This window comes from Gardnerella sp. DNF01180P (genome assembly GCF_049244205.1).
GTDB lineage: Bacteria > Actinomycetota > Actinomycetes > Actinomycetales > Bifidobacteriaceae > Bifidobacterium > Bifidobacterium swidsinskii.
Map to the genome: position 1 here is coordinate 918,536 of NZ_CP058386.1, position 20,874 is coordinate 939,409.

16 protein-coding genes are annotated in these 20,874 nt (G+C 39.6%); 4 read left to right on the forward strand and 12 right to left on the reverse strand.

What is annotated here, in order from left to right:
- Positions 1-107: 107 nt before the first annotated feature.
- Both dut and HXT40_RS03590 read right to left on the reverse strand, forming a co-directional pair.
- Positions 108-587, reverse strand: coding sequence for a dUTP diphosphatase (gene dut / locus HXT40_RS03585; RefSeq protein WP_004106773.1), 480 nt, complete (start codon positions 585-587; stop codon positions 108-110).
- On the reverse strand, positions 588-881 hold the full coding sequence (locus HXT40_RS03590) for a DUF4193 domain-containing protein (RefSeq protein ID WP_004111484.1): 294 nt from the start codon (positions 879-881) through the stop codon (positions 588-590). It lies immediately after the preceding gene.
- Positions 882-1,039: 158 nt separating this feature from the next.
- Here HXT40_RS03590 and sepH point away from each other — a divergent pair, with 158 nt between their 5' ends.
- On the forward strand, positions 1,040-2,248 hold the full coding sequence (sepH, locus tag HXT40_RS03595) for a septation protein SepH (protein ID WP_248893315.1): 1,209 nt from the start codon (positions 1,040-1,042) through the stop codon (positions 2,246-2,248).
- Positions 2,249-2,381: 133 nt separating this feature from the next.
- Here sepH and HXT40_RS03600 read toward each other — a convergent pair whose 3' ends face one another.
- Positions 2,382-3,641: an alkaline phosphatase family protein gene (locus HXT40_RS03600; protein WP_288231262.1), complete on the reverse strand. Its 1,260-nt coding sequence runs from the start codon at positions 3,639-3,641 to the stop codon at positions 2,382-2,384.
- 161 nt (positions 3,642-3,802) lie between these two features.
- On the opposite strand from HXT40_RS03600, the gene HXT40_RS03605 reads away from it, so the two are divergent.
- Complete coding sequence (locus HXT40_RS03605; protein WP_004111478.1) at positions 3,803-6,466, forward strand: DNA gyrase/topoisomerase IV subunit A; 2,664 nt, start codon at positions 3,803-3,805, stop codon at positions 6,464-6,466.
- 36 nt (positions 6,467-6,502) lie between these two features.
- Here the strand turns inward: HXT40_RS03605 and HXT40_RS03610 are convergent, their stop codons facing one another.
- The 8 genes from HXT40_RS03610 to HXT40_RS03645 all read right to left on the reverse strand — a co-directional run bounded on the left by HXT40_RS03610 (position 6,503) and on the right by HXT40_RS03645 (position 16,189).
- Positions 6,503-8,704 carry an InlB B-repeat-containing protein gene (locus HXT40_RS03610; RefSeq protein WP_410310448.1) on the reverse strand — a complete coding sequence of 734 codons (2,202 nt, stop codon included), beginning with the start codon at positions 8,702-8,704 and terminating at the stop codon, positions 6,503-6,505.
- A 119-nt stretch (positions 8,705-8,823) separates the two neighbouring features.
- Positions 8,824-9,051, reverse strand: a complete 228-nt coding sequence (locus HXT40_RS03615) for a DUF3791 domain-containing protein (protein WP_004111475.1) — start codon at positions 9,049-9,051, stop codon at positions 8,824-8,826.
- Positions 9,052-9,057: 6 nt separating this feature from the next.
- On the reverse strand, positions 9,058-9,552 hold the full coding sequence (locus tag HXT40_RS03620) for a DUF3990 domain-containing protein (RefSeq protein WP_004111474.1): 495 nt from the start codon (positions 9,550-9,552) through the stop codon (positions 9,058-9,060).
- A complete protein-coding gene (locus HXT40_RS03625; protein ID WP_012914119.1) occupies positions 9,549-9,791 on the reverse strand; it encodes a DUF3791 domain-containing protein in 243 nt (80 codons plus the stop codon). The genes HXT40_RS03620 and HXT40_RS03625 overlap by 4 nt, the downstream gene beginning before the upstream one ends.
- A 143-nt stretch (positions 9,792-9,934) precedes the next feature.
- Positions 9,935-11,122 carry an MFS transporter gene (locus HXT40_RS03630; RefSeq protein WP_421777157.1) on the reverse strand — a complete coding sequence of 396 codons (1,188 nt, stop codon included), beginning with the start codon at positions 11,120-11,122 and terminating at the stop codon, positions 9,935-9,937.
- 116 nt (positions 11,123-11,238) lie between these two features.
- The gene (locus tag HXT40_RS03635) at positions 11,239-13,617 is read right to left on the reverse strand and encodes a DNA gyrase/topoisomerase IV subunit B (protein ID WP_410310450.1); all 2,379 of its coding nucleotides are present in this window, start codon (positions 13,615-13,617) and stop codon (positions 11,239-11,241) included.
- A gap of 106 nt (positions 13,618-13,723) precedes the next feature.
- Complete coding sequence (locus HXT40_RS03640) at positions 13,724-15,193, reverse strand: RNA polymerase sigma factor (RefSeq protein ID WP_410310451.1); 1,470 nt, start codon at positions 15,191-15,193, stop codon at positions 13,724-13,726.
- A 129-nt stretch (positions 15,194-15,322) separates the two neighbouring features.
- On the reverse strand, positions 15,323-16,189 hold the full coding sequence (locus HXT40_RS03645) for a hypothetical protein (RefSeq protein WP_119504403.1): 867 nt from the start codon (positions 16,187-16,189) through the stop codon (positions 15,323-15,325).
- A gap of 194 nt (positions 16,190-16,383) precedes the next feature.
- On the opposite strand from HXT40_RS03645, the gene HXT40_RS03650 reads away from it, so the two are divergent.
- Both HXT40_RS03650 and HXT40_RS03655 read left to right on the forward strand, forming a co-directional pair.
- A complete protein-coding gene (locus HXT40_RS03650) occupies positions 16,384-17,490 on the forward strand; it encodes a polyprenyl synthetase family protein (protein WP_116994778.1) in 1,107 nt (368 codons plus the stop codon).
- Positions 17,491-17,587: 97 nt separating this feature from the next.
- Complete coding sequence (locus tag HXT40_RS03655) at positions 17,588-19,978, forward strand: Stk1 family PASTA domain-containing Ser/Thr kinase (protein ID WP_102155219.1); 2,391 nt, start codon at positions 17,588-17,590, stop codon at positions 19,976-19,978.
- Between the two features lie 125 nt (positions 19,979-20,103).
- Here the strand turns inward: HXT40_RS03655 and HXT40_RS03660 are convergent, their stop codons facing one another.
- The gene (locus HXT40_RS03660; RefSeq protein WP_012914113.1) at positions 20,104-20,811 is read right to left on the reverse strand and encodes a lysophospholipid acyltransferase family protein; all 708 of its coding nucleotides are present in this window, start codon (positions 20,809-20,811) and stop codon (positions 20,104-20,106) included.
- Positions 20,812-20,874 lie beyond the last annotated feature (63 nt).

The following is a 20,874-nucleotide window of genomic DNA, read 5'->3' on the forward strand; positions in this document are numbered from 1 at the left end:
ACTTTTTACTATCCTACCTGCAATTCGCTCAATACACTACCAAAACAAAAAATACATACAATAAATCCGACTCAGTTTTAAAAACCGGTCGGATATTTATAAAAAGATTATTGTACGCCAGTGGAGCCAAAACCTTTATCAGAGCGATCAGATTCAGGTAATTTAGATGCGGGAATAAATTGTGCTTCTACATAACGTTGTATAACCATTTGAGCGATACGATCACCTTTATGGAATTGCACTGTGTTCTCAGGATCTAAATTAATAAGAGGAACCTTAATTTCACCACGATACCCGGCATCAACTGTTCCAGGTGCATTTAGCACAGTCACACCCTGTTTTGCTGCTAAACCAGAACGAGGATGCACTAAAGCAACGTAACCTGCAGGTAAAGCTATAGCAACTCCAGTAGGAACAAGCGCTCTCTGGAAAGGACGCAAAGTAAAATCTTGGGTAGTTCTTAAATCGGCACCTGCATCACCTGCATGCGCGTAGCAAAGCGGCTGTAATGTAGATGTTTCATCATCGAGATACTTAATTAATACCTCAACCTGTTCGGGGCCAGTATAGGTCTCGTCATATGCCATTTAAGCTGCGCACTCCTTGCAAACAGGCTGACCATCAGCATTAGTTTCAGCTAACTGGCTGCGATGCTTAACTAAGAAGCATTCAGAACAAATAAATTCATCGCCTTGCATAGGGATAACAGTTACGGATGCATCTTCGTTACTTAAATCAGCACCTGGCAACTCGTAGTCTTCAGCAATAGCATTTTCATCATCGTCAATATCGCTGTTTGAATTTTGAGAACCTTTACTCAAAGCTTCCAACGACTCTTCGTCCTCATCTTTGCTACGAGGAGAATCATAATCCTGTGCCATTATGGTCCTTTCGTTTTTAAAGCTACTTACGCGCATAGCATACACGAATGCTACCCCGTATATTACACATTTTTTATTTTAAATAAAATGGTAAAGAATGCAGTGTATGGACTAAAGTATATAAATAGTATTGTTAAAAGCGAAGAAAGTGGTGCATAATGCTTGAAAATCCGCCAAAAGAGGCGAGTTTCGACCATATTGACGCAGACGGTAATTTGATTTTCATTTGTGAAAACACGCCGTTACGTATTCAAGTGGACGACACGCTGGAACGCGCCATCGCTGGTTCACATAAAATTACGAGTAAAAACAGCGATGAACATAACTCAGCAGATGCTGGCACAAATTCTATACAATCTAATGCAACATTGCCTATTTCGCAAATTCAGGCATTGATTCGCGCAGGAGTTGCACCTTCACATGTGGCGCAAAGATACAACGTTAGTGAAGCACAAGTTAGGCGTTTTTCTGCAGGCGTTGAAACCGAAAAGCAGTATGCAATTGAGCAGTTCCTTCTAGTACCTGCTCCTAAACAAAGCAATATGCGCACTATTGCAGATTTAATTGAAAGAACATTAGCTAAAGCACATATTGGCATGGAAACAGTGCAATGGAAAGCAACGCGCAGAGGATTAGAGCCATGGCGAATTACTGCTACTTTCAAAACTGCTACTCGCACTATTAAAGCTGAGTGGACATGGAACATGCATGACAACTCTGTTACATGCGCGAACCCTTCGTCTAGATTATTGCTTGGTGAAGATGTTAATGCAGCGGATACTTCTAAACAATCTCCATATGGTGGAGCTTATAGAGACACTGTAAGCATTAATTTCCCATTCAACACTGAAGAGCTTCCAGGAAATTCTATTCGTTCTGCCAGAATCGAACGAGCTGTTTCTCAATGGGAACTTAGAAACAGTGACAAACTTGCAGATGCACAAGCCCAATCTTCCTTCGAAAATCAGGACAATAATTCTGACATACAGCAAGTATTAGAAAAAGGCTATTCTAAGCGTTCTACTGAAACAAATACGCAATTTATTAAAGAAGATAATCCTCAGCAGACTTCGCTAATACAACCAGATGCTGAATTTATTAATAGAAACGAAACGAATAGCAAAATCGTCAATGCGTCTAATGAAGCACAAAAATCATTGGCTGCGAAAGTTCAAAATGCTGAAAAAGCAGATATTGCTAGTACGAATTTGCAAAAAAATGCTGCTGAAAGTAATCAAAATTCTGCTAAAAATAATCAAGAAATTAATACTAATGGCCAAGAAAAATCATCTTCTGAGCACAATAAACGTAAAGCTGGAAGAGCAGCAGTACCAAGCTGGGATGAAATATTATTTGGCGAAAGCTAAATAAGAAGTTTAAAAATAAATTTTTCGCTTATTAACAATATGTGTGACACTCTTAGTAAAATTTGAGTGTCACACATTTTATTTGCTAAGTTACGATTTATAAAATATTTTCAATAATAGAAGCAAAAATCGCTTACACTAAATCTATGAGGCACGGAATATCCATTTCCATATGAGTCATCGATCCATGAACGCTAGGTAAACTCATAGCTTTATCAGATTGAATGCGAGAATCAACAATTGTGTAAGCTCCACAAGCTTGCACAATAACATCGCCAATAACATCCTCTGCCCTGTTGTTTACTAAACCAAAAATACCATCGTCAATAGCTTGTTTTTTACTGCGTACAATTGCATTAGTTCCAAAATATTCACGCCAACGGTAAATAATATCTTCAGGATTTGCGTCACTGTTAGCATACAACATTACAGAACGAGGTTCACCGCCAACCATCGATACGCCTTTTATCAGCTCATCATGTTTAGCAATATCAATTCGCTTATTGGGATCGGATTTAATCATCCCATGATCTGCAGTAATAACAATTAATGTTCCAGGAGCACAATTTGCTCGCAAAAGACGCAACTGCTCGTCAATTTGCTCAAAAACAGAAACCCACTGCTGAGAATCCCAACCATAATTATGACCGGTTTTATCAGCGTCACGTAAATACATATAAGTTAAACCTGGAGTTTTACTGCTATTAGCAGCCTTAAGAATGCGAGCTCTAGGAGTTCCAGCAGTAATATAATTTGCTCCACGAAAAGCAGCTTTGGTAAGAGGAGTATTTTCAAACTTTGGTAATCCCACGCTATCTGCACGGACTCCATTAGAAACTAAACTTTCAAATATAGTCGGCTCTTGCTGCAAAACTAGCGGATCAGGCGCATCATTAAATTGAATAAGCTGCGCAAGTTTACCAGTTTGAGAATTCTTTTGCGTGTAACCAGTCATGCAAGTAAGACCAGGACATGTGCCTGTTCCAAAAGTAGCCATTGCAGCAACAGTTGTGCTTGGAACGCACGTGCTAATTGGTCGTTGATTTATTGATTCGTTAAGCAAGGATCGTAAATAAGGAGCGTGACCTTTACGCATAAGAATATTCCAGTATCCTAAACCATCTATTAACACTACAATTGCAGAATTAGATTTAGGGAAACCAAGACTTTCTCGCAAAGCGTGTGGATCGTTATGAATAGCTGTTTTAACAGGAGCATCTATTGCATCACTTAAAGCTGGAAGAACCGAAGATATATGTAACGCTCCACCAAGATTTTTTTCATTAAAATCGTAAGAAAAATTTTCATTAACTGCGGAATTAGAAAAATCACCGTACTTAACATTACCAACAAATTGCAAAAGATCATTTTCAGACGGTATTTCAGCACTCATACTTACTATTGAACCACTTATATTGCATTGAACAAAACGCGAATAACAAATATTTATATAAATAACTAGTCAAATTGCTGAAAAATTCAGCAAAAACATGCTGTTTGTGCATATAAATTGGTAAGATTGATAGCCGTAATGTCATTCAAGGAGTTCTAAATATGCCCTCACGCCATCACTCAACACAGCAAGCTTTCGACCCAAGAAAAGTTAAAGAGCATATTGTTGAAACACCATTAAACGAAGAAATGAGCAAATCCTTCTTGGAATATGCTTATTCAGTTATTTATGCTCGAGCTTTACCGGACGCACGAGACGGAATGAAACCAGTGCAGCGACGCATTGTGTATCAAATGGGCAATATGAATTTGAGTCCTGATCATGCTTATATGAAATCAGCGCGTGTTGTTGGTGAAGTAATGGGTAAACTTCATCCTCACGGTGATTCTGCAATCTATGAGGCAATGGTTCGTCTAGCTCAACCATTTTCCCTACGCTTGCCGCTTGTTGACGGACACGGTAATTTTGGCTCTCTTGACGACGGTCCAGCAGCTTCTCGATACACCGAAGCGCGTTTAGCTCCTGCATCACTAGGTATGAACGCGGATATCAACGAAGACACAGTTGATTTTGTACCAAATTACGACAATAAACTAAAAGAACCTACTGTGCTTCCTGCAGCTATTCCAAATCTTTTAGTAAATGGCGCTTCTGGAATTGCTGTAGGCATGGCAACAAATATGGCAACGCATAATCTAGGCGAAGTAGTTGCTGCAGCAAAATATGTTATGAAACATCCTGATGCAACCCTAGATGATCTTATGAAACTAGTTCCAGGACCTGACTGGCCTAGCGGAGGAATTATCATTGGTCGAAGTGGCATTCGCGAAGCTTACGCAACAGGTCGCGGAGCATTCACTACAAGATCTACAACACATATCGAAAATATTACTGCTCGCAAAAAAGCTATTATTGTTACAGAACTTCCGTTTATGGTTGGCCCAGAGCGCGTTTTGGAAAGAATTTCTCAAGGAGTTAAATCAAGAAAATTAGACGGTATTTCAGGTGCTATTGATTTAACAGATCGACATAACGGAACTCGTATTGTTATTGAGATTAAGACAGGTTTTGATCCTAACGCTGTGCTTGCTCAACTTTTTAAGCACACTCCTTTGCAAGAGAGCTTTACTATTAACAATGTTGCACTTGTTGACGGTAGACCTCACACAATGGGCTTGCGAGAGCTATTAGACGTTTGGATTTCTCACCGCAGAACCGTGGTACGCAGACGCAGCGAATTTAGGCGCAAAAAAGCTCAAGAACGCTTACATTTGGTTGATGGCTTGCTTCTTGCACTTCTTGATATTGATGAAGTAATTCAGGTCATTCGTTCATCTGAAGATGCAGATAGTGCAAAAACTAAGTTAATTAAAGTATTCGATCTTGATGAAATTCAAGCACAGTATATTCTTGACTTACGTCTTCGCAGACTTACTAAAATGAGCCGAATAGAGCTCGAAGCTGAACGCGACGATTTGCTCAAAAAAATTGAAGAGCTAAATCAAATATTAAGTTCTGAAGCTAAACTCGACAACGTCGTAATAGCAGATATGGATTCTGCAGTTAAACAATGGGATACTCCACGCAGAACAATTTTGCTTGACGAAAATGAAGATGGTAGTTTTACTCCAGTAGCCTCCAGCATAAATAAAAACAGTGAGGATATTGCGATTAAAGCCGTTCAATCAGCAAATAAAATTACTTCAACTCAAGCAGATTTGGCTGCAGCAGCTAATGCAGCTCGTAAAACTGGAGAAGCTGACGCATCTTCTGTTGCAATGCAATTAAGTGACGAACCTTGCGCAGTAGCATTAAGCACTTCAGGGTTAATTGCCAGAACAAGCATTGCAGTGTTAGAACATTGGAATTCGCACAACAACAACGTATTTAACACTCCTTGTAAAACAATGTTTGCAACAACAACGCGTTCAACTTGTGCTCTTGTTACTTCATCTGGTCGACTAGTTCTAGCTCATGTTGCAGATTTGCCACAACTTAACTATGAAGAAGGAAAACCTGCGCTGCTCAACCACGGAGTAAAAGCACAAGAACTGCTAACTTCCACGCAAAGCACGGATCCAGTAAGAGGAGAACGCGTAGTTTCAGCAATAGCATTTGATGCCTCACAAAACGCTACTCCACTTGCAATTGGAACACGAAACGGTGTAGTTAAAAGATGGAATTTTGAAGCTCCAACTACCATGGATTCATGGAGCATAATTGACTTAAAAGACGACGACACCGTTATTGCCGCAGCTCCAGCAAAAGACAACGACAGACTCGTGTTCATTAGTAGTGATTCTTCATTACTTACCTTTGACGCTAAACAAGTTAGACCACAAGGACGCACAGCAGGCGGAATGGCAGGCATTCGTTTAGCAGAAGGTGCTAAAGTTGCAACCTTCGCAGTAGTGCCAGAAAAATCAATAGAGTGGCATTACGAAGAAGGTGAAAATGGTTTATTCTCCGCTTCTGGAACAGTTGTATTCACCGTTGCTGGAGACAGTGAAGCTCTTCCTGGAACCGAAAACGGTTCTGCAAAGATTACTCCATTTGACATGTACCCAACAAAAGGTCGCGCAACTGGTGGCGTGCGCTCGCAAAGATTCCTTAAAGGTCAAGATACGTTGATACACGCGTACGTTGGATACTATCCATTGCAAGCCGTTACAGAAGGCGGAAGCAATGTTGAGTTACCTAAGCCAGATATGCGTAGGGATGCTTCTGGAACTGAACTCGTTTCCCCAATTGCGCACATTGGGTAGTAATGTTTTTGCTTGCTAGTTTTACACTTTTTAAAGCTAGTTTTTGCGAGCATGCTTGGAATATCTGCGAAGTGATTTTCTAGCTTCTACAAGTGCAAAAATTCCTGCAGTCACAGATGCAAACAAATAATTTATTACCATAGCTACTGAAGATCCAGTTTTAGGAAGATGCTTAACAACGCGCTTAGCTTCCGGTTGCTCGGGTTGCGAAAGAGCTGGAGCGGACTCAGGTTCTGTCTCAGACTCAGAAGGTGTCAGAATCGGACCTGGAGCGACAGGGGTCGGCGACTCAGGAACTGGAACAGGAGTTGGAGTTGGCTCCGGTTCCGGCGCAGGAGCTGGTGGAGTTGGAGGCGTTGGCTTCTTATTAACAGTTACTGTTGCAACTGCTGTTGCAGTAGCACCGCCATTGTCCGTTACGCTAAACGTGATAGTGTAAATACCTGGAACATTGTTATTAAAACCACCGTCACTAATACGCTTAACCTTAGTTGCTATAGAATTATCCTCAATATCACCAACAGATACAACAAGACTATTCAAATCGAGTGGATCACCCTCAGTAATAGTCTTATTCTGAACTGTAATAACTGGTGAGTAATTCTTAAAAATAGAGTAAACTTTCAAATTTTTGTTTACACTAGTGCTGGCAAGGAACACTGCACCAGTACCGTCTTGATCTTCATTCCACCCTTCAAAAGTGTACCCAATCTTCGTAGGATCTTTAGGCATTGACTGACTATCAACACTCTTATCGTTTATGCTCTTGCCTTCCTTAACTTGCACAGAAGCATAATGAGAATTAGTGCCATTTACAAAAGTAACTGTGTAAATCGTAGCTTTAGGAACAATGTTGTACGTAAAACGCGATCTACCAATCATCCTAGGCACACGCTGAACAAAGTCATAAAAAATGCACTGACCTTCAAGTGTGCCAGTTTTTACAGCTACATATTTGCCATCAGCATTTTTCTTAAAATATGGTGAGAGGTCAATCGTTACAGGATTTCCATTCTCCTCAAAACCCTCCATAACACTGATTGTATGACCAGCGCTTTCTTGCGTAATTTTGATAGGACTTTTGTATTCCTCTCCCACTTCAATAGTGAAAGGTCCAGGATTTTGATTGTCAAACGGTGAATCATTTTCCCCTGAGCGAAACTTATATTGTCCTAAATTACCTTTTACGACAATTTCAGAAATTTTATTACCTTGGAAAGCAACACTACCAACTCCAGCAAGATAATACGGACTAGTATCTGTATCGTGCTCTTTGCCCTTATCATCAAGCACGCCTTCAAACACAACTTTTTCAATTTCATTAGCAACAAAGGCTGCATCGCTTACTGAAACCACATTTTTTGGAATAACAACGGTTCCTTTAATTTTATTCCAACCAAAAGCTCCATATTCTATTATTCTAAGAGATTGCGGAAGAGTGACACCCTCAATATAAGTCTCGCCGTCAACGTGTTTATGCTTATTCCCGACTTTGTCAGCCTGACCGGTAAAAGCACATTCATGAATTACCTCAATACCCTCAGGAATCACAACATGATGATTTTTCTTAAGTTTCTCCTTGCCTTTGGCACTAAGTCCGTCCACATACTCATTTACCGTTTGACCGGTCTCCGGATAATAAACATTTTTCCTACCTCCAATAGTTTTACCATCGTCAGAAATGTTAAAGTCGTCCTTCGTCCAAGTTAAAGATGCATCATCTGTAGTACCCGAATCAGTTGATGCTGCTTTAGATTCTGCAGATGCGTGTACGCTTCTATCTTCACGATTATTTGTTTGAAGATTAGTATTGCTTACATCTATAAGAGTTTGTGTAAGTCTAGCATTTTCAGAATTTTCAGCATCAGTTACAGATTCAGAAGCTTTAGAAGATTTAGTAGATTTTGTGGTTTCGGCAGTTTTTGCAGTTTCGCTAGACTTGGAAGGTACAGTATTTCCAGAAGGTTTTGCGGAAGTGCTATCTAAAGCAGCCCCCCCATTGGGCGTATTAGAAGCTGCGTTATAAGAAGTTACGGAAGAAGAACCTTCTGTAGAGGAAGTTTCTGTATTAGAAGCTGTGGTAAAAGAATTATTTGTAGAAGAATTTACAGTCGTATTAACACCAGAAGAAGCTGAAGTTTCGGCAGCATTCGCACTTTGCCCCACGCAGAAAGCACAAGCAGCAGTAGCAATACCCATCATAGTGGCAGTCAACATAAGACCAGTTCTCTTATTCATTTACCCTCTTAAAAATAGATAACGAGATAATGTAAAAACGTATACACATTGTACGCTTTATAGTCGAAATACAAATGCAAGCATGGTATATCACACAATCGTTTAATTTATTACAAAAGTCATGCATTAACACACATTTTAGAATTATGCATCTCATCAAGCAAATCTTGAACCAAATATCCGTCGCTCATACAATGCATATCCGAAATACCATTACGCATCAAATCGTAAGTAACAGAATGGTAAAACACGTCAAGCGCCTGCTCATAACTCAACCCAGCACGCTCAGCCAGAAGACTTACAACCCTAGCATACTTCTTTTGCAACAAAATAGGATTCGCCTTCAAAATCCATCACTCCCCTAAAAACTTACTATTTACACACTCGCTTTTTATGTATGTAAGACACAAATCAATAGCTTTTTGACTTCTAAAACATATTTGATTATTAGGTTTTTCATATTTTAGTCTGCCTAAAGCTTCAGACTTAGTAATTAAATCATCAAAAAACAATTCAAGTGTGTTATAAACCTTATCGTTTGCTACACCGCCAATTACTACATCAAAACTGCTTGCATCATTTCCAGAACGAGCATTAAGTATGAAATTAAGCCATTCTTCAGAATATGAATCAAACTTAAGAACAGATAATTCATTAAGAACATTATTGTCAAAATTATAAGAAGAAACAAAAGCATCTTTGTCCTTGCGAATAAATTTCTTCGCCCAATTATCAGCCTGACTACGTATTGATGTAACGTAGAATCCTGCGCCAAAATCAACATCTTTACGCGAATGCAATACATCTGGAAATTCAACAGGCATAAAAGAACCGTGATAAACAATCATACTTTTACACCTTTTTCGCGCATGAAGGAAATAATATCGTTTGTAATATACTCTTTGCCTTGAGTGTGCAAAACGTCATAAGATGGAACAATATAAGACATAAGAATATTACTCTTCTTAGTCAAAGCATCATACGTATCGCGAGGGTTTTGATTAAGCTTCTTAGCAACATTTTCAATACAAAATATTGCAAAATCAAGCTTATCTTTGTCAAAGACTTCTTGCTTAATATCATTCATAACCCCTCCTTTTGTAAAAACATTATTAGAAATACATCTACTAGATAATGCGTATACAACAAGTTCTAACACACCTAGCACACATAACACATCTAACACAAGTCTACATCAAAAAATATAAGCAATCGCGCACACAAATGCTTTCAGACTCGAGTTACGCAAGTTCGAAGCAAGCGCACGTGCATAAAAGTCATTACAGCGAGAAGAATAAGCAAATAAGCCGGAAGAAGCACCAAAGAAACATTCTGCGCAATTAGTCCAAAAATCGCAGGCATTACCATAGACCCAATATATGCGCTTGCCATTTGCATGCCAACAATAGCTTGAGACTTATCTGCACCAAAATAATGCGGCGTGGAATGAATAATGCATGGGTAAACTGGAGCGCAGCCTAGTCCAATAATTACAAATCCTGCAATAAGCTCAATATGATTCAGCAAAGGCAGCAACAATACCAGAATGCCCATAAGCATTACGCACTGCCCAATACGAATCATCGTTGCATCGTTAAAACGCATAGTAAGAAATCCGCTTACAAAACGACCAACTGTAATGCCAACATAAAACAAGCTTGCCCAACCTGCCGCAACAATGCGGCTAACTCCTCCATGCAAAACCATGTAACTACTAGCCCACAATCCTGCAGTTTGCTCCAACGCACAATAGCAAAAGAACATAATAAGAATATTCTTAGCTCCTGGAATGCGCAAAACTTCCTTATAAGATAGCATCCCAGAAGATTGTTTCTTTACCTCAGTAAGATTATGCGTCTCTGCCTTTTTATTATTATTTTTCCACAGCGGCAAACTTATGAATAACACAAGAGTGAGAGCAATTTGTATAACAGCAATATACTGGTAGCCTGCAGGCCAGCGCTGACCGTGAGAAAGTGCGAAACCCATAACATAAGGACCTGCGGAAGCACCAATTCCCCACATGCAGTGAAGCCAGCTCATGTGCCAGCTTTCATAGTGAATTGCAACGTAATTATTAAGAGCCGCATCCACTCCTCCAGCACCTAAACCGTATGGTATAGCTAGAAAAATAAGCACAAGATAATTCGGAGCAAAAGAAAAACCTAGTAACGCTAAAGCTGTTAAAGCAACTGAAATAAGCGTAACCTTCCCAGGGCCAAACTTATGCGTAAACCTATTAGATAGCAGCGCAGAAACAATTGTTCCTGCAGAAATAACCATTGATATTCCACCAGCCCAAGAAATTTGCGCACCAACATCATGACTCATCGTAGGCCACGCAGCTCCAAGAAGAGCATCCGGCAAACCCAAGCTTATAAAAGCAAGATAAATAACAGCAAGAAGAAGGTTAACCATAAAAATTCCCCAACCTTAGTACTTCATATTTGTAATACCAACGCGACTTTATAAAGCAATATAAAGGAATACAAATATACAAGGCGACATAAAGCGATGCGAGCGACATACCGATATCAGGTATCGATTTTGGAACGATCAAAGTCGTCTGCGTTATCAACAATAAACTGCTTGCGCGGAGGAACATCATCACCCATTAGCAAATCAAATACTTCACTTGCTTGCTGAGCATCTTCCATACGAATCCTTCGAAGCATGCGAGTTCTAGGATCCATAGTGGTGTCTGCAAGCTGATCTGCATCCATCTCACCCAAGCCCTTGTAACGCTGAATATCGCTGTTAAAATCAATGCCCTTAGCTTGCAAATCATCAAGCTTTCCAGCCAGTTCATCGTCGGAATACGTGTAAATATACTCGCCCTTGCGCTTTCCAGCGAGCGCAATTCTGTGAAGAGGCGGCACTGCAGCATAAACATGACCGTGCTCAATAAGCGGACGCATATAACGATAGAACAGCGTCAGCAGCAAAATACGAATGTGCGCGCCGTCAACATCAGCATCTGTCATCATAACAATCTTGTTATAACGTGCTTGTGAAATATCAAAACTTGCGCCCGATCCTGCTCCAACAACCTGAATAATTGCAGCACACTCTTTGTTGGAAAGCATTTGTGCAAGACTTGCTTTTTGCACGTTCAAAATCTTACCGCGAATTGGAAGAAGAGCTTGGAAAGCAGAATTTCGAGCAGCTTTTGCAGTGCCAAGTGCAGAATCGCCCTCGACGATGAAAAGTTCTGCAACATCGTCGTTTCCAGGCTGGCAGTCAGAAAGTTTCGGCGGCATTGAAGCAGACTCAAGAGCGTTCTTTCTGCGGGTAACTTCCTTAGTTTTACGCGCTTGAATACGCGCATGCATTTCGGAAACAATTTTTTCCAAAACTCTAGAAGACTGCTCTTTGAATCCTCTCTTAGAACCGGTAATCATCTCACCGAATTGAGCGTCAGTCATTTTGGTAACGATTGGCTTAACTTGAGCAGTTCCAAGAACATCCTTAGTTTGACCTTGGAATTGAGGCTCAGCAATGCGAACAGTTACGACTGCTACCAATCCTGCTGTAATATCATCGCGCTCAATTTTCGTATTCGAATCTTTAAGATTTACTTTTAGTTTGCGCGCGTTGTCTTCAACAGCTTTACGAATTTGCTTAGTCAATCCTTGCAAGAATCCGTCTACGTGCATACCTCCGCCAGGAGTTTCAACAACGTTTACGAAACTAATAATCGTTGAATCGTAGCCGTTTATCCAACGCATTGCAATGTCAACGCCGCATTTTCGAGTTACTTGCTGCGCGTGTAAATCTCCTGCAGAATCAACAGCTTGCGTTTCTTCTACATATGTATCTTCGCCAGAAATACGCCAAATATCCGATACTGCTTCACCTTTTGAAAGAAAATCAACGAAATCTTTAACGCCACCATTATGCAAAAATTCAACTACTCGAGGATGATGCTTATTTTGCATTGAGTTAGCAGACTGAGCATTTGCAACAGATTGTGCAACTGATTCTTCAGATTCAGCATCTTCAACCTCATCTTCAGTCGCGATATTTTCAGTCTTATCTTCAGAATCATCTTCATCTTCTAATGTTGTTTCAGATTCTAATTCTTCAAATTCAGACACAGAGTTATCGCTATTATCAGACTGGTTTTCAAGAAGATTATCTTCTGCAACATCATCTTTAGTAGAATCAATTTCTTCAATATTTGCAGATTCACCTTCAGGAACATGCTCGTCAATAACAGTAATTTTTAAGCCTGGAACCAGGAAACTTGTTTGACGCACGCGAGCAATAAGCTGCTCATAGCTGAAATGCGCAGTCGAATTAAAAATTTCTGGATCCGCCCAGTAGCGTACACGAGTTCCGGTAGTTTTTGGCGAAACAGTGCCGATAATTTCAAGCTCAGTAGGCTTGTTCTTACGCGTACGCTTAAATGGAGAGGCTGGAGATGGATGCTCTGGATCAGCATCGCTATACACACCAGGATGCCCTTGATGGAACGCCATATGATGCGTTTTACCGTCTCTATCAACTTCAACATCTAAACGCAAGCTTAAAGCGTTTACAACAGAAGATCCAACACCATGCAAACCGCCTGCAGCATTATAAGAAGCGTTACCAAACTTTGCTCCAGCGTGAAGCTTAGTTAGAACAACTTCAACGCCAGTGAGCTTTGTTTTTGGCTCAACATCTACTGGAATACCACGACCGTTATCTGCAACTTCAATAGATCCATCATCGTGAAGAGTAACAATAATATGGTCACAAGCACCAGCCAAAGCCTCGTCAACCGCATTATCAATAATCTCCCAAAGGCAATGCATTAAGCCTTGACTGTCTGTAGTGCCAATATACATGCCTGGACGCTTTCTTACAGCATCCAAGCCTTCAAGCACAGTCAAGCTATCAGCATCATATTGCTCTTTATGAGAGACCACTTCTACCCCTTGCACTTATTAAACTTACAACCGATTATTTTAAGCAATAAGTGTCGTACTATCGCAAAAGCAACAATACGACACTTTGTAATATAACTTCACACAATCACTGATCTAAGAAGTCACGCAAAGTTTGCGATCTAGAAGGATGACGCAGCTTAGACATTGTTTTAGACTCAATTTGACGGATACGTTCACGAGTAACACCATAAACGCGACCAATATCGTCTAAAGTTTTTGGCTGACCATCTTCCAAGCCGTAGCGCATCTTAATAACTCCAGCCTCCCTAGGAGCCAAAGTTTCCAAAACTTGCCTGAACTGTTCTTGAAGGAGCGAGAACGCAACAGCATCAGACGGTGCGATTGCGTCAGTATCTTCAATCAAATCACCGAACTCGGAATCGCCATCCTCGCCCAGAGGAGTGTGCAAAGAAATTGGCTCACGACCGTATTTTTGTACTTCCTGAACCTTTTCTACTGGCATATCTAGTTCGCGAGCAAGCTCATCCGGCGTAGGTTCACGACCTAAATCTTGAAGCATTTGACGCTGAACCCTAGAAAGCTTATTAATAACCTCAACCATATGCACTGGAACTCGAATAGTACGAGCCTGATCTGCCATAGCACGCGTAATAGCCTGGCGAATCCACCAAGTTGCGTAGGTTGAGAACTTAAAGCCCTTCTTCCAGTCGAACTTTTCAACTGCACGAATCAAACCAAGGTTACCTTCCTGAATTAAATCAAGGAAAAGCATGCCTCGACCGGTATAACGCTTAGCAAGAGAAACAACAAGACGCAAGTTTGCTTCAAGAAGATGATCTTTAGCTTTCTTGCCATCTGCTGCAGCCCACTTAAGCTCACGTTTACGCTTAAACTCCATTTGATCAATTTGAGTATCAAGCAAATGCTGAGCATACAATCCAGCTTCAATACGCTCTGACAAATCAACTTCTTGCTCAGCATTAAGCAAGCTAACTCTACCTATCTGCTTTAGATAATCCTTAACAGGATCCGCAGTAGCACCTGTAGCAATTACACGACGCTTAGGATTACCAGATGGAGTTAGATTATCGTCATCGTCATCATCACGTACAACAAATGCGCCTTTTGCTTGTGGCACTTGCGGAGCATCATGCTTAATTTCGTCGTGATCATCAATTTCATCAAGATCTTCAGACTCTTCATCATCAAGATCATCTGCAACGTCAATATCGCTTAAATCGTCAACATCAGATATATCTTCTGGCTGAATATCGTCTAAATCATCAAGATTCAAATGTTCATCATCAACATCAAGATGTGAATCGTCATCTAAAGAATCGTCAATAGATAATTGATCTTGAGATTCAATGTCTACGCTATCTTCAGTTTCGTCATGTTCAGCATCAGCCGATACTGATTCAGTATCAATCTTGTTGTCTTCAGTTTTCTTTGAGCGAGAACTGCGCGTCTTGCTATCAGCTGACGAAGTTCGAGTACTGGTTTTACGCGCAGCGCTAGCCTTGCGAGTTTTTACAGGCTTAGTATCATCTTGCATTTCGTCGCTGTCGACCGTTAATCCAACTTCACTCGTCAAACTGTTCCTCCTGTATTATCCCCTTGTAACGCATATAGGCATAGTCCATGCAAGGGCAAGTTTTACCTTAAGTAGTAAACCATTTAAGCAAGACGATTATTCCACAACTAATTTTTGCGGCGTGGCGAATTATTCAATCCATGCTGGCTCAAGACCATTTTCGAATGCTCCACACACTATTTTTGCCATAGAACAATCAGGATCAATGCGCAATGCACAATCACAATAATATTTTACTTCTCCGAGCCTAAACCACCAGCTGATATAAGCTAACAAAGCGTAAACTTGCACAGATAATTTTGGAATGCTTCTAGTAATAATAGCCATAGATTTTAAAATTTTGCACGCGAAAATAGCTCTCTTTATATCAGGCTTATTATTTGTTTGAGTGAATTTTGCTTCTAAACAATGCCGCAAATTACGAGATACTTCAGGTGTATGAGGGCACCAAGCAAATTCCGACAAAGTTTTTTCGTCATACCATTCTTGATTTTCATCCAGAATAGAAATAAGCATTGCATCACGAACATTAATATTATGCAACATTGCTATTGGCAGATTTACTAAATCATATCCAAACATTTTTTCATCGTAAGCAAACATGTTGTACCATCGCATAAGTGCTCTGCTTGCAATATCTCTAATAGCATATTGCTTGCCATTTTGATTAACATTTTCTATAAAAGCTTCCGAAACTGCCGGAACCCAATATTCTAATCCTTTAATCCATTGCGCACTATCACTACAGTTGTTGTAAATATATTCCTTAGAAAAAGTCATAAAAAAGCTGCACTCTTTAGAAGGATATATAGTCCCATTAATATCTGAAATTTCTCTTCCAGCAAAACTTTCAAAATCTTCTGAACCTGCAAAATCTAAACAACCATTAAAAGAATTAGCACTTTCACCATAAATTTGCATAAGACTTTGCATATCAAAGTCATCAATACAATTATGCGATATCTTCGTTTTCAAATCATCCTCTACAATTTCCATGCATACTCCCCCTCATTTTTTACATGATTTTTTATTTTGATAATCAAACTATGCAATAGCATTTTTGATATATTGAAGTTTCTCAAGATATGAGTCAGCATTCAATAAAAAACTATTTCCGCGGTGAAAAGCTTATTAAAGCATAATAATAACTGCGTTTTGTAATGTTCAGCCCTGTGGATAACTTTCATAATATGAGCACATTTATAGGCAACAATTACAGTCTTAACGATATTGAATCTAGAATTACTTTTTTAATTTCTCAGCAATTTAATACGGGATTAGAAAATAATCTTTCATCCACATGTGCGCAAATACTACAGCAAGTAATAAAGCAAGCTATTGTTTCAAGCGAAGGCGGAAAACGTCTTAGAGCTCTTCTTACGATTTCAGCATTTTACGCTGCATCAAAAGAAACCAATATTCAAAAAATCCATGAACAGTCTGTATTTGACATAGCTTGTGCTCTAGAAGTATTTCAAACAGCTGCATTAATTCATGATGATATTATTGACGAATCTTATTTAAGACGTGGAAAACCTAGTGCGTATTGTGCATTAAGTAAAGCTTGCAATAATAAGCATATTGGCACAGGCTTAGGTTTAATGCTGGGAGATCTACTTGCCACAGAAAGTTTCGATATTGCAAGAAATTGTGCGAAGAATTTTACTTATGGCGAGGAATTGTTAGCAGCATTTGCGTCTATGCAAAGAAATGTTGGTATTGGTCAAGTATTGGATTTGTCAATAGAAATGATGCAACTAGATAATCCAATACAACTTGCGGAATCATCTTTGAATGTTTTTAGATGGAAAACAGCCAGTTACACTACTGTTGCTCCATTAACTCTCGGCTTTCTTGCAGCAAATATGCAACCAACTGAAGCATACAATCTTGCTAATTCTATTGGCAATTCGTTAGGTGTTGCTTTCCAAATTGCTGATGATTTGCTTGATATTGTTTCAGATAGCAAGATTACAGGTAAGCCTATTGGCGGTGATATTAGAGAAGGTAAGCGTGCAGTTCTTCTTGCAGATGCTTTGCAATACGGAAACGATAACGAAAGAGAAATACTATTAAAAGCCTACACGCGTAGTACTAGAAGTGAAGATGATGTAAATAAAATAATACAGATTTACCATACTTCTGGTGCTATTGAAAAATCAAAAAAGCGAATTGAGAATCTGTGGAATGATTCACAACAAGCAATCGAATCAAGTACATTGAGCGACAGTGGAAAAGCTATTTTGCATGAAATTAGCAAACGATTTATACCTGAAGCATGGCGTAATGTACAATAATATTTAGCAAATAACGCTCGAAATTAGCTTTCTTTACTATCTTGCTTGTACACTCGTAAGTAGTAAAAATGGTTTTACGCGTATAAGGATTGTGACAATGGATGAAGCTACGCAGGCGCAGCCAGGTATGCGCATTGAAAATCGCTATCGCATTGTGCGCAAAATAGCTCAGGGTGGCATGGCTACTGTGTATCAAGCAGAAGATGAACGCCTTGATAGACCTGTAGCAATTAAAATCATGCACACTCAACTTGCTCAAGGAGTGCATCGCCAGCAATTTATTGCTAGATTCCGCAGAGAAGCAACTTCTGCTGCAGCAATTGCAAATCCACATATTGTACAAGTTTATGATACAGGCGAATATGACGGGCTCGATTATCTCGTAATGGAATATGTTCATGGCGTTAATTTGCGTTATGAAATGAATATGCAAGGCACATTCAGTGTGCGAGATACGCTGCGTCTACTTGCAGAAACTTTGGATGGTCTCGCTTCTGCACATAATGCTGGAGTTGTACATAGAGATATTAAGCCGGAAAATATTTTAATTAACGATCGAGGTCATGTTCAAATTACTGATTTCGGTTTAGCTAGAGCAATTTCGCAAGCAACACTATCTTCTACAGGATTACTTCTTGGCACAGCAGCTTATCTTGCTCCTGAACTTATTGAGCATAATCTTGCAACTCCTCAAGGTGATTTGTATTCAGCAGGCATGATGGCTTGGGAAATGCTTGCAGGAAGAGTGCCTTTTACTGCAGATAATCCTGTTACGCTTGTTTTCAAGCATGTGCATGAAAACACTCCTTCCATTGCTACAGCTTGCCCTGGAATTAGCGAAAAAGTTGCACAATTCATAGCAAACCTCACTGCTCGCGACATGAACGAACGACCTAAAGATGCAAGTGAAGCATTAGCAAAATTACGTGCACTTTCTACACAATTAAACTCTGAAGATTGGCAATACAAAGCAGAAGAACCACAAGAGTTTTCAGAAGAAACAGACTTTTCTCCTATTAATAATTTGCGTGTTTCCCCTGAAGCAAATTATTCGGACAAATTGAATCCTAATAATGACTCAGATGCTACACGAGCAATAAATACTTCAGGCTCTAATTTTTCTGCTAATTCCAACTCTTTATTGCAAAATGCTACAGACGAAACTGTTGCAATACCTAGAAATAATTCTGTAAGTGAACTCGATTCACACACAAATAATGATCTACATAATCCTGAAGTCAATAATGTAGCAATAGACAATTCACTAGCGAAGTCCGACAGTGCTTTCGATACGAATAATCTTCAAAAAACACAAGCTATGCAATGGCGTGCTGCTAATGCAGAAGATGTGTCATACAATTCGCAAGATAATCCTTTAGAAGAATTTGACGATAGCAATATGCCAACAATTGCTATTAGCTCTCGCAATTTTAACAACAACTTAAATGCAGCAAAACCGTTTGGCATGTCAAATAAGGAAAAAAACTTAGGAAACAAGCCTAATCGTTCTTCTAAAAAGCGTGTTTTCCTTATTGCAGGTTTAAGCACAGCTGGAGTATTAGCAATTGCTGCTATTGGTGGTTTTTGGTATTTCTTAGGTCCTGGCAGTTATTGGACGTTGCCTAAGCCCGACGACCTTCAATGCAAAAATTATGCATCTTGCAAAATAACTGATGTCAATTGGCAACAATATGAGCACACGCTTAAAATTGCTGGAATTCCTTACAAAGTTTCAAAAGATTATAGTGACGATGTGCCAGAAGGAAAAGTAGTTTCAACAAATCCTGATGTTGTAGGCAGCCATATTCAAAAGCACAATAATAGCACTCTTAATGTTGTGATTTCGCGTGGAATTCGCAAGTCTACAATCCCGGACGATATTACAGATCCAAAGACTTACAATGGCAAAAATCCTTTGAAAGCATTGCGTAAAGCAGGATTTACTAACATTGTTCACGATAAGTCAGGAGACACGTATTCTATAGATATACCAGCTGGCAGCTTAATTGATATTAGCCCTAAACCTGGCACACGCATGAACCATAACGAAGAAGTAAGTGTTTTACTTTCTAAGGGACCTAAGCCTGTGCAAATGCCAGATATAGTTGGGAAAACAAAGAATGAAGCTGACTTAGCTTTGACTGACGCTAAGCTGGATGTAAAGTACGAAGAAGAAAATAGCGATACTGTAGCAAAGGGTAAGATTATCCGCGCTTCCGTTGAAGCTGGTTCTGACTTACATTGGGGCGATAGTGTTAAAGTTGTTGTTTCTAAAGGTCCAAAAACTGTTACATTGCCAAACGTTTGCGGAAAAAACAGTGATGAGGCTAAAAGGATTATTGAAAATCTAGGACTGAAAGTTCGTATTTCTGCTCCACTTGGTGATTTAATGCACGTAGTGCGCTTCCAATCCCCTGGAGCTGGAAGTGAAGTACCATTGAAGGATTCTAATGGAAATCCTTCTATTATCACTCTTACAGTAATATGAGCGTGTCTTAAGTATTATGTAAGCGGCGGAAGCTAAATAACTTTCGCCGCTTACATATTTGAATATAAATAAAATTTAAATATGTAATAATGTTAATCTAATAGCATAAGAATCAGCATTATATTTTACTTATTTTCGTTACTTTCTTCACGTTTTTTACGCATACGTTCTTTTACAGTTTGAGCATATTCATCAACGTATTCTTGACCACTCATTTGCTGAATAGACTTAGTTACTTTATCTGTAATTTCACGTAAACGCTCGTGGGTAATCTCGCTTTCGTCACAAACACGCTCTACTTGAATAGGCTCGCCATAAATTGCCTTAGTTTTACCTTTTGCAGGAATAACTTGACCATGCACTTGCAATTCTCTAGTTCCAATAATTGCAACTGGTATAATCGGGCAACCTGTTTCAAGAGCAAGACGTGCAGCACCAGTATGACCGCGATATAAACGACCGTCTGGACTTCTTGTACCTTCAATATGAATACCAAAAAGCTGACCTTTTTCTAATATTTCACGAGCATGATTCAAGGCGCCAAGCGATTTTGCGCCTCCAGAACGATCTACAGGAAAAACGCCAACAGAAGTAAACCACCACTTCTTGAAACGACCCTTTAAACCTTTGCCTTCAAAATATTCTGCTTTACCCATAAAGTGAATCATGCGAGGACAAGTCAATGGCAGAAGCGCGTCATCAATAACAGCAAGATGATTTGCAGCAATAATAGCTCCACCCTTTTTAGGTACATTTTTAACACCTTGCGCTGATGGATGAATCCTCATGCAGGCAATACCCCCAAGTCCCTTCACGAAGAACCAGTACAACATACCATATCCTTTCTTGCAAGTCCAATTTCGAACATTTTAAGCATAGAATCAGGAAGACTTGCT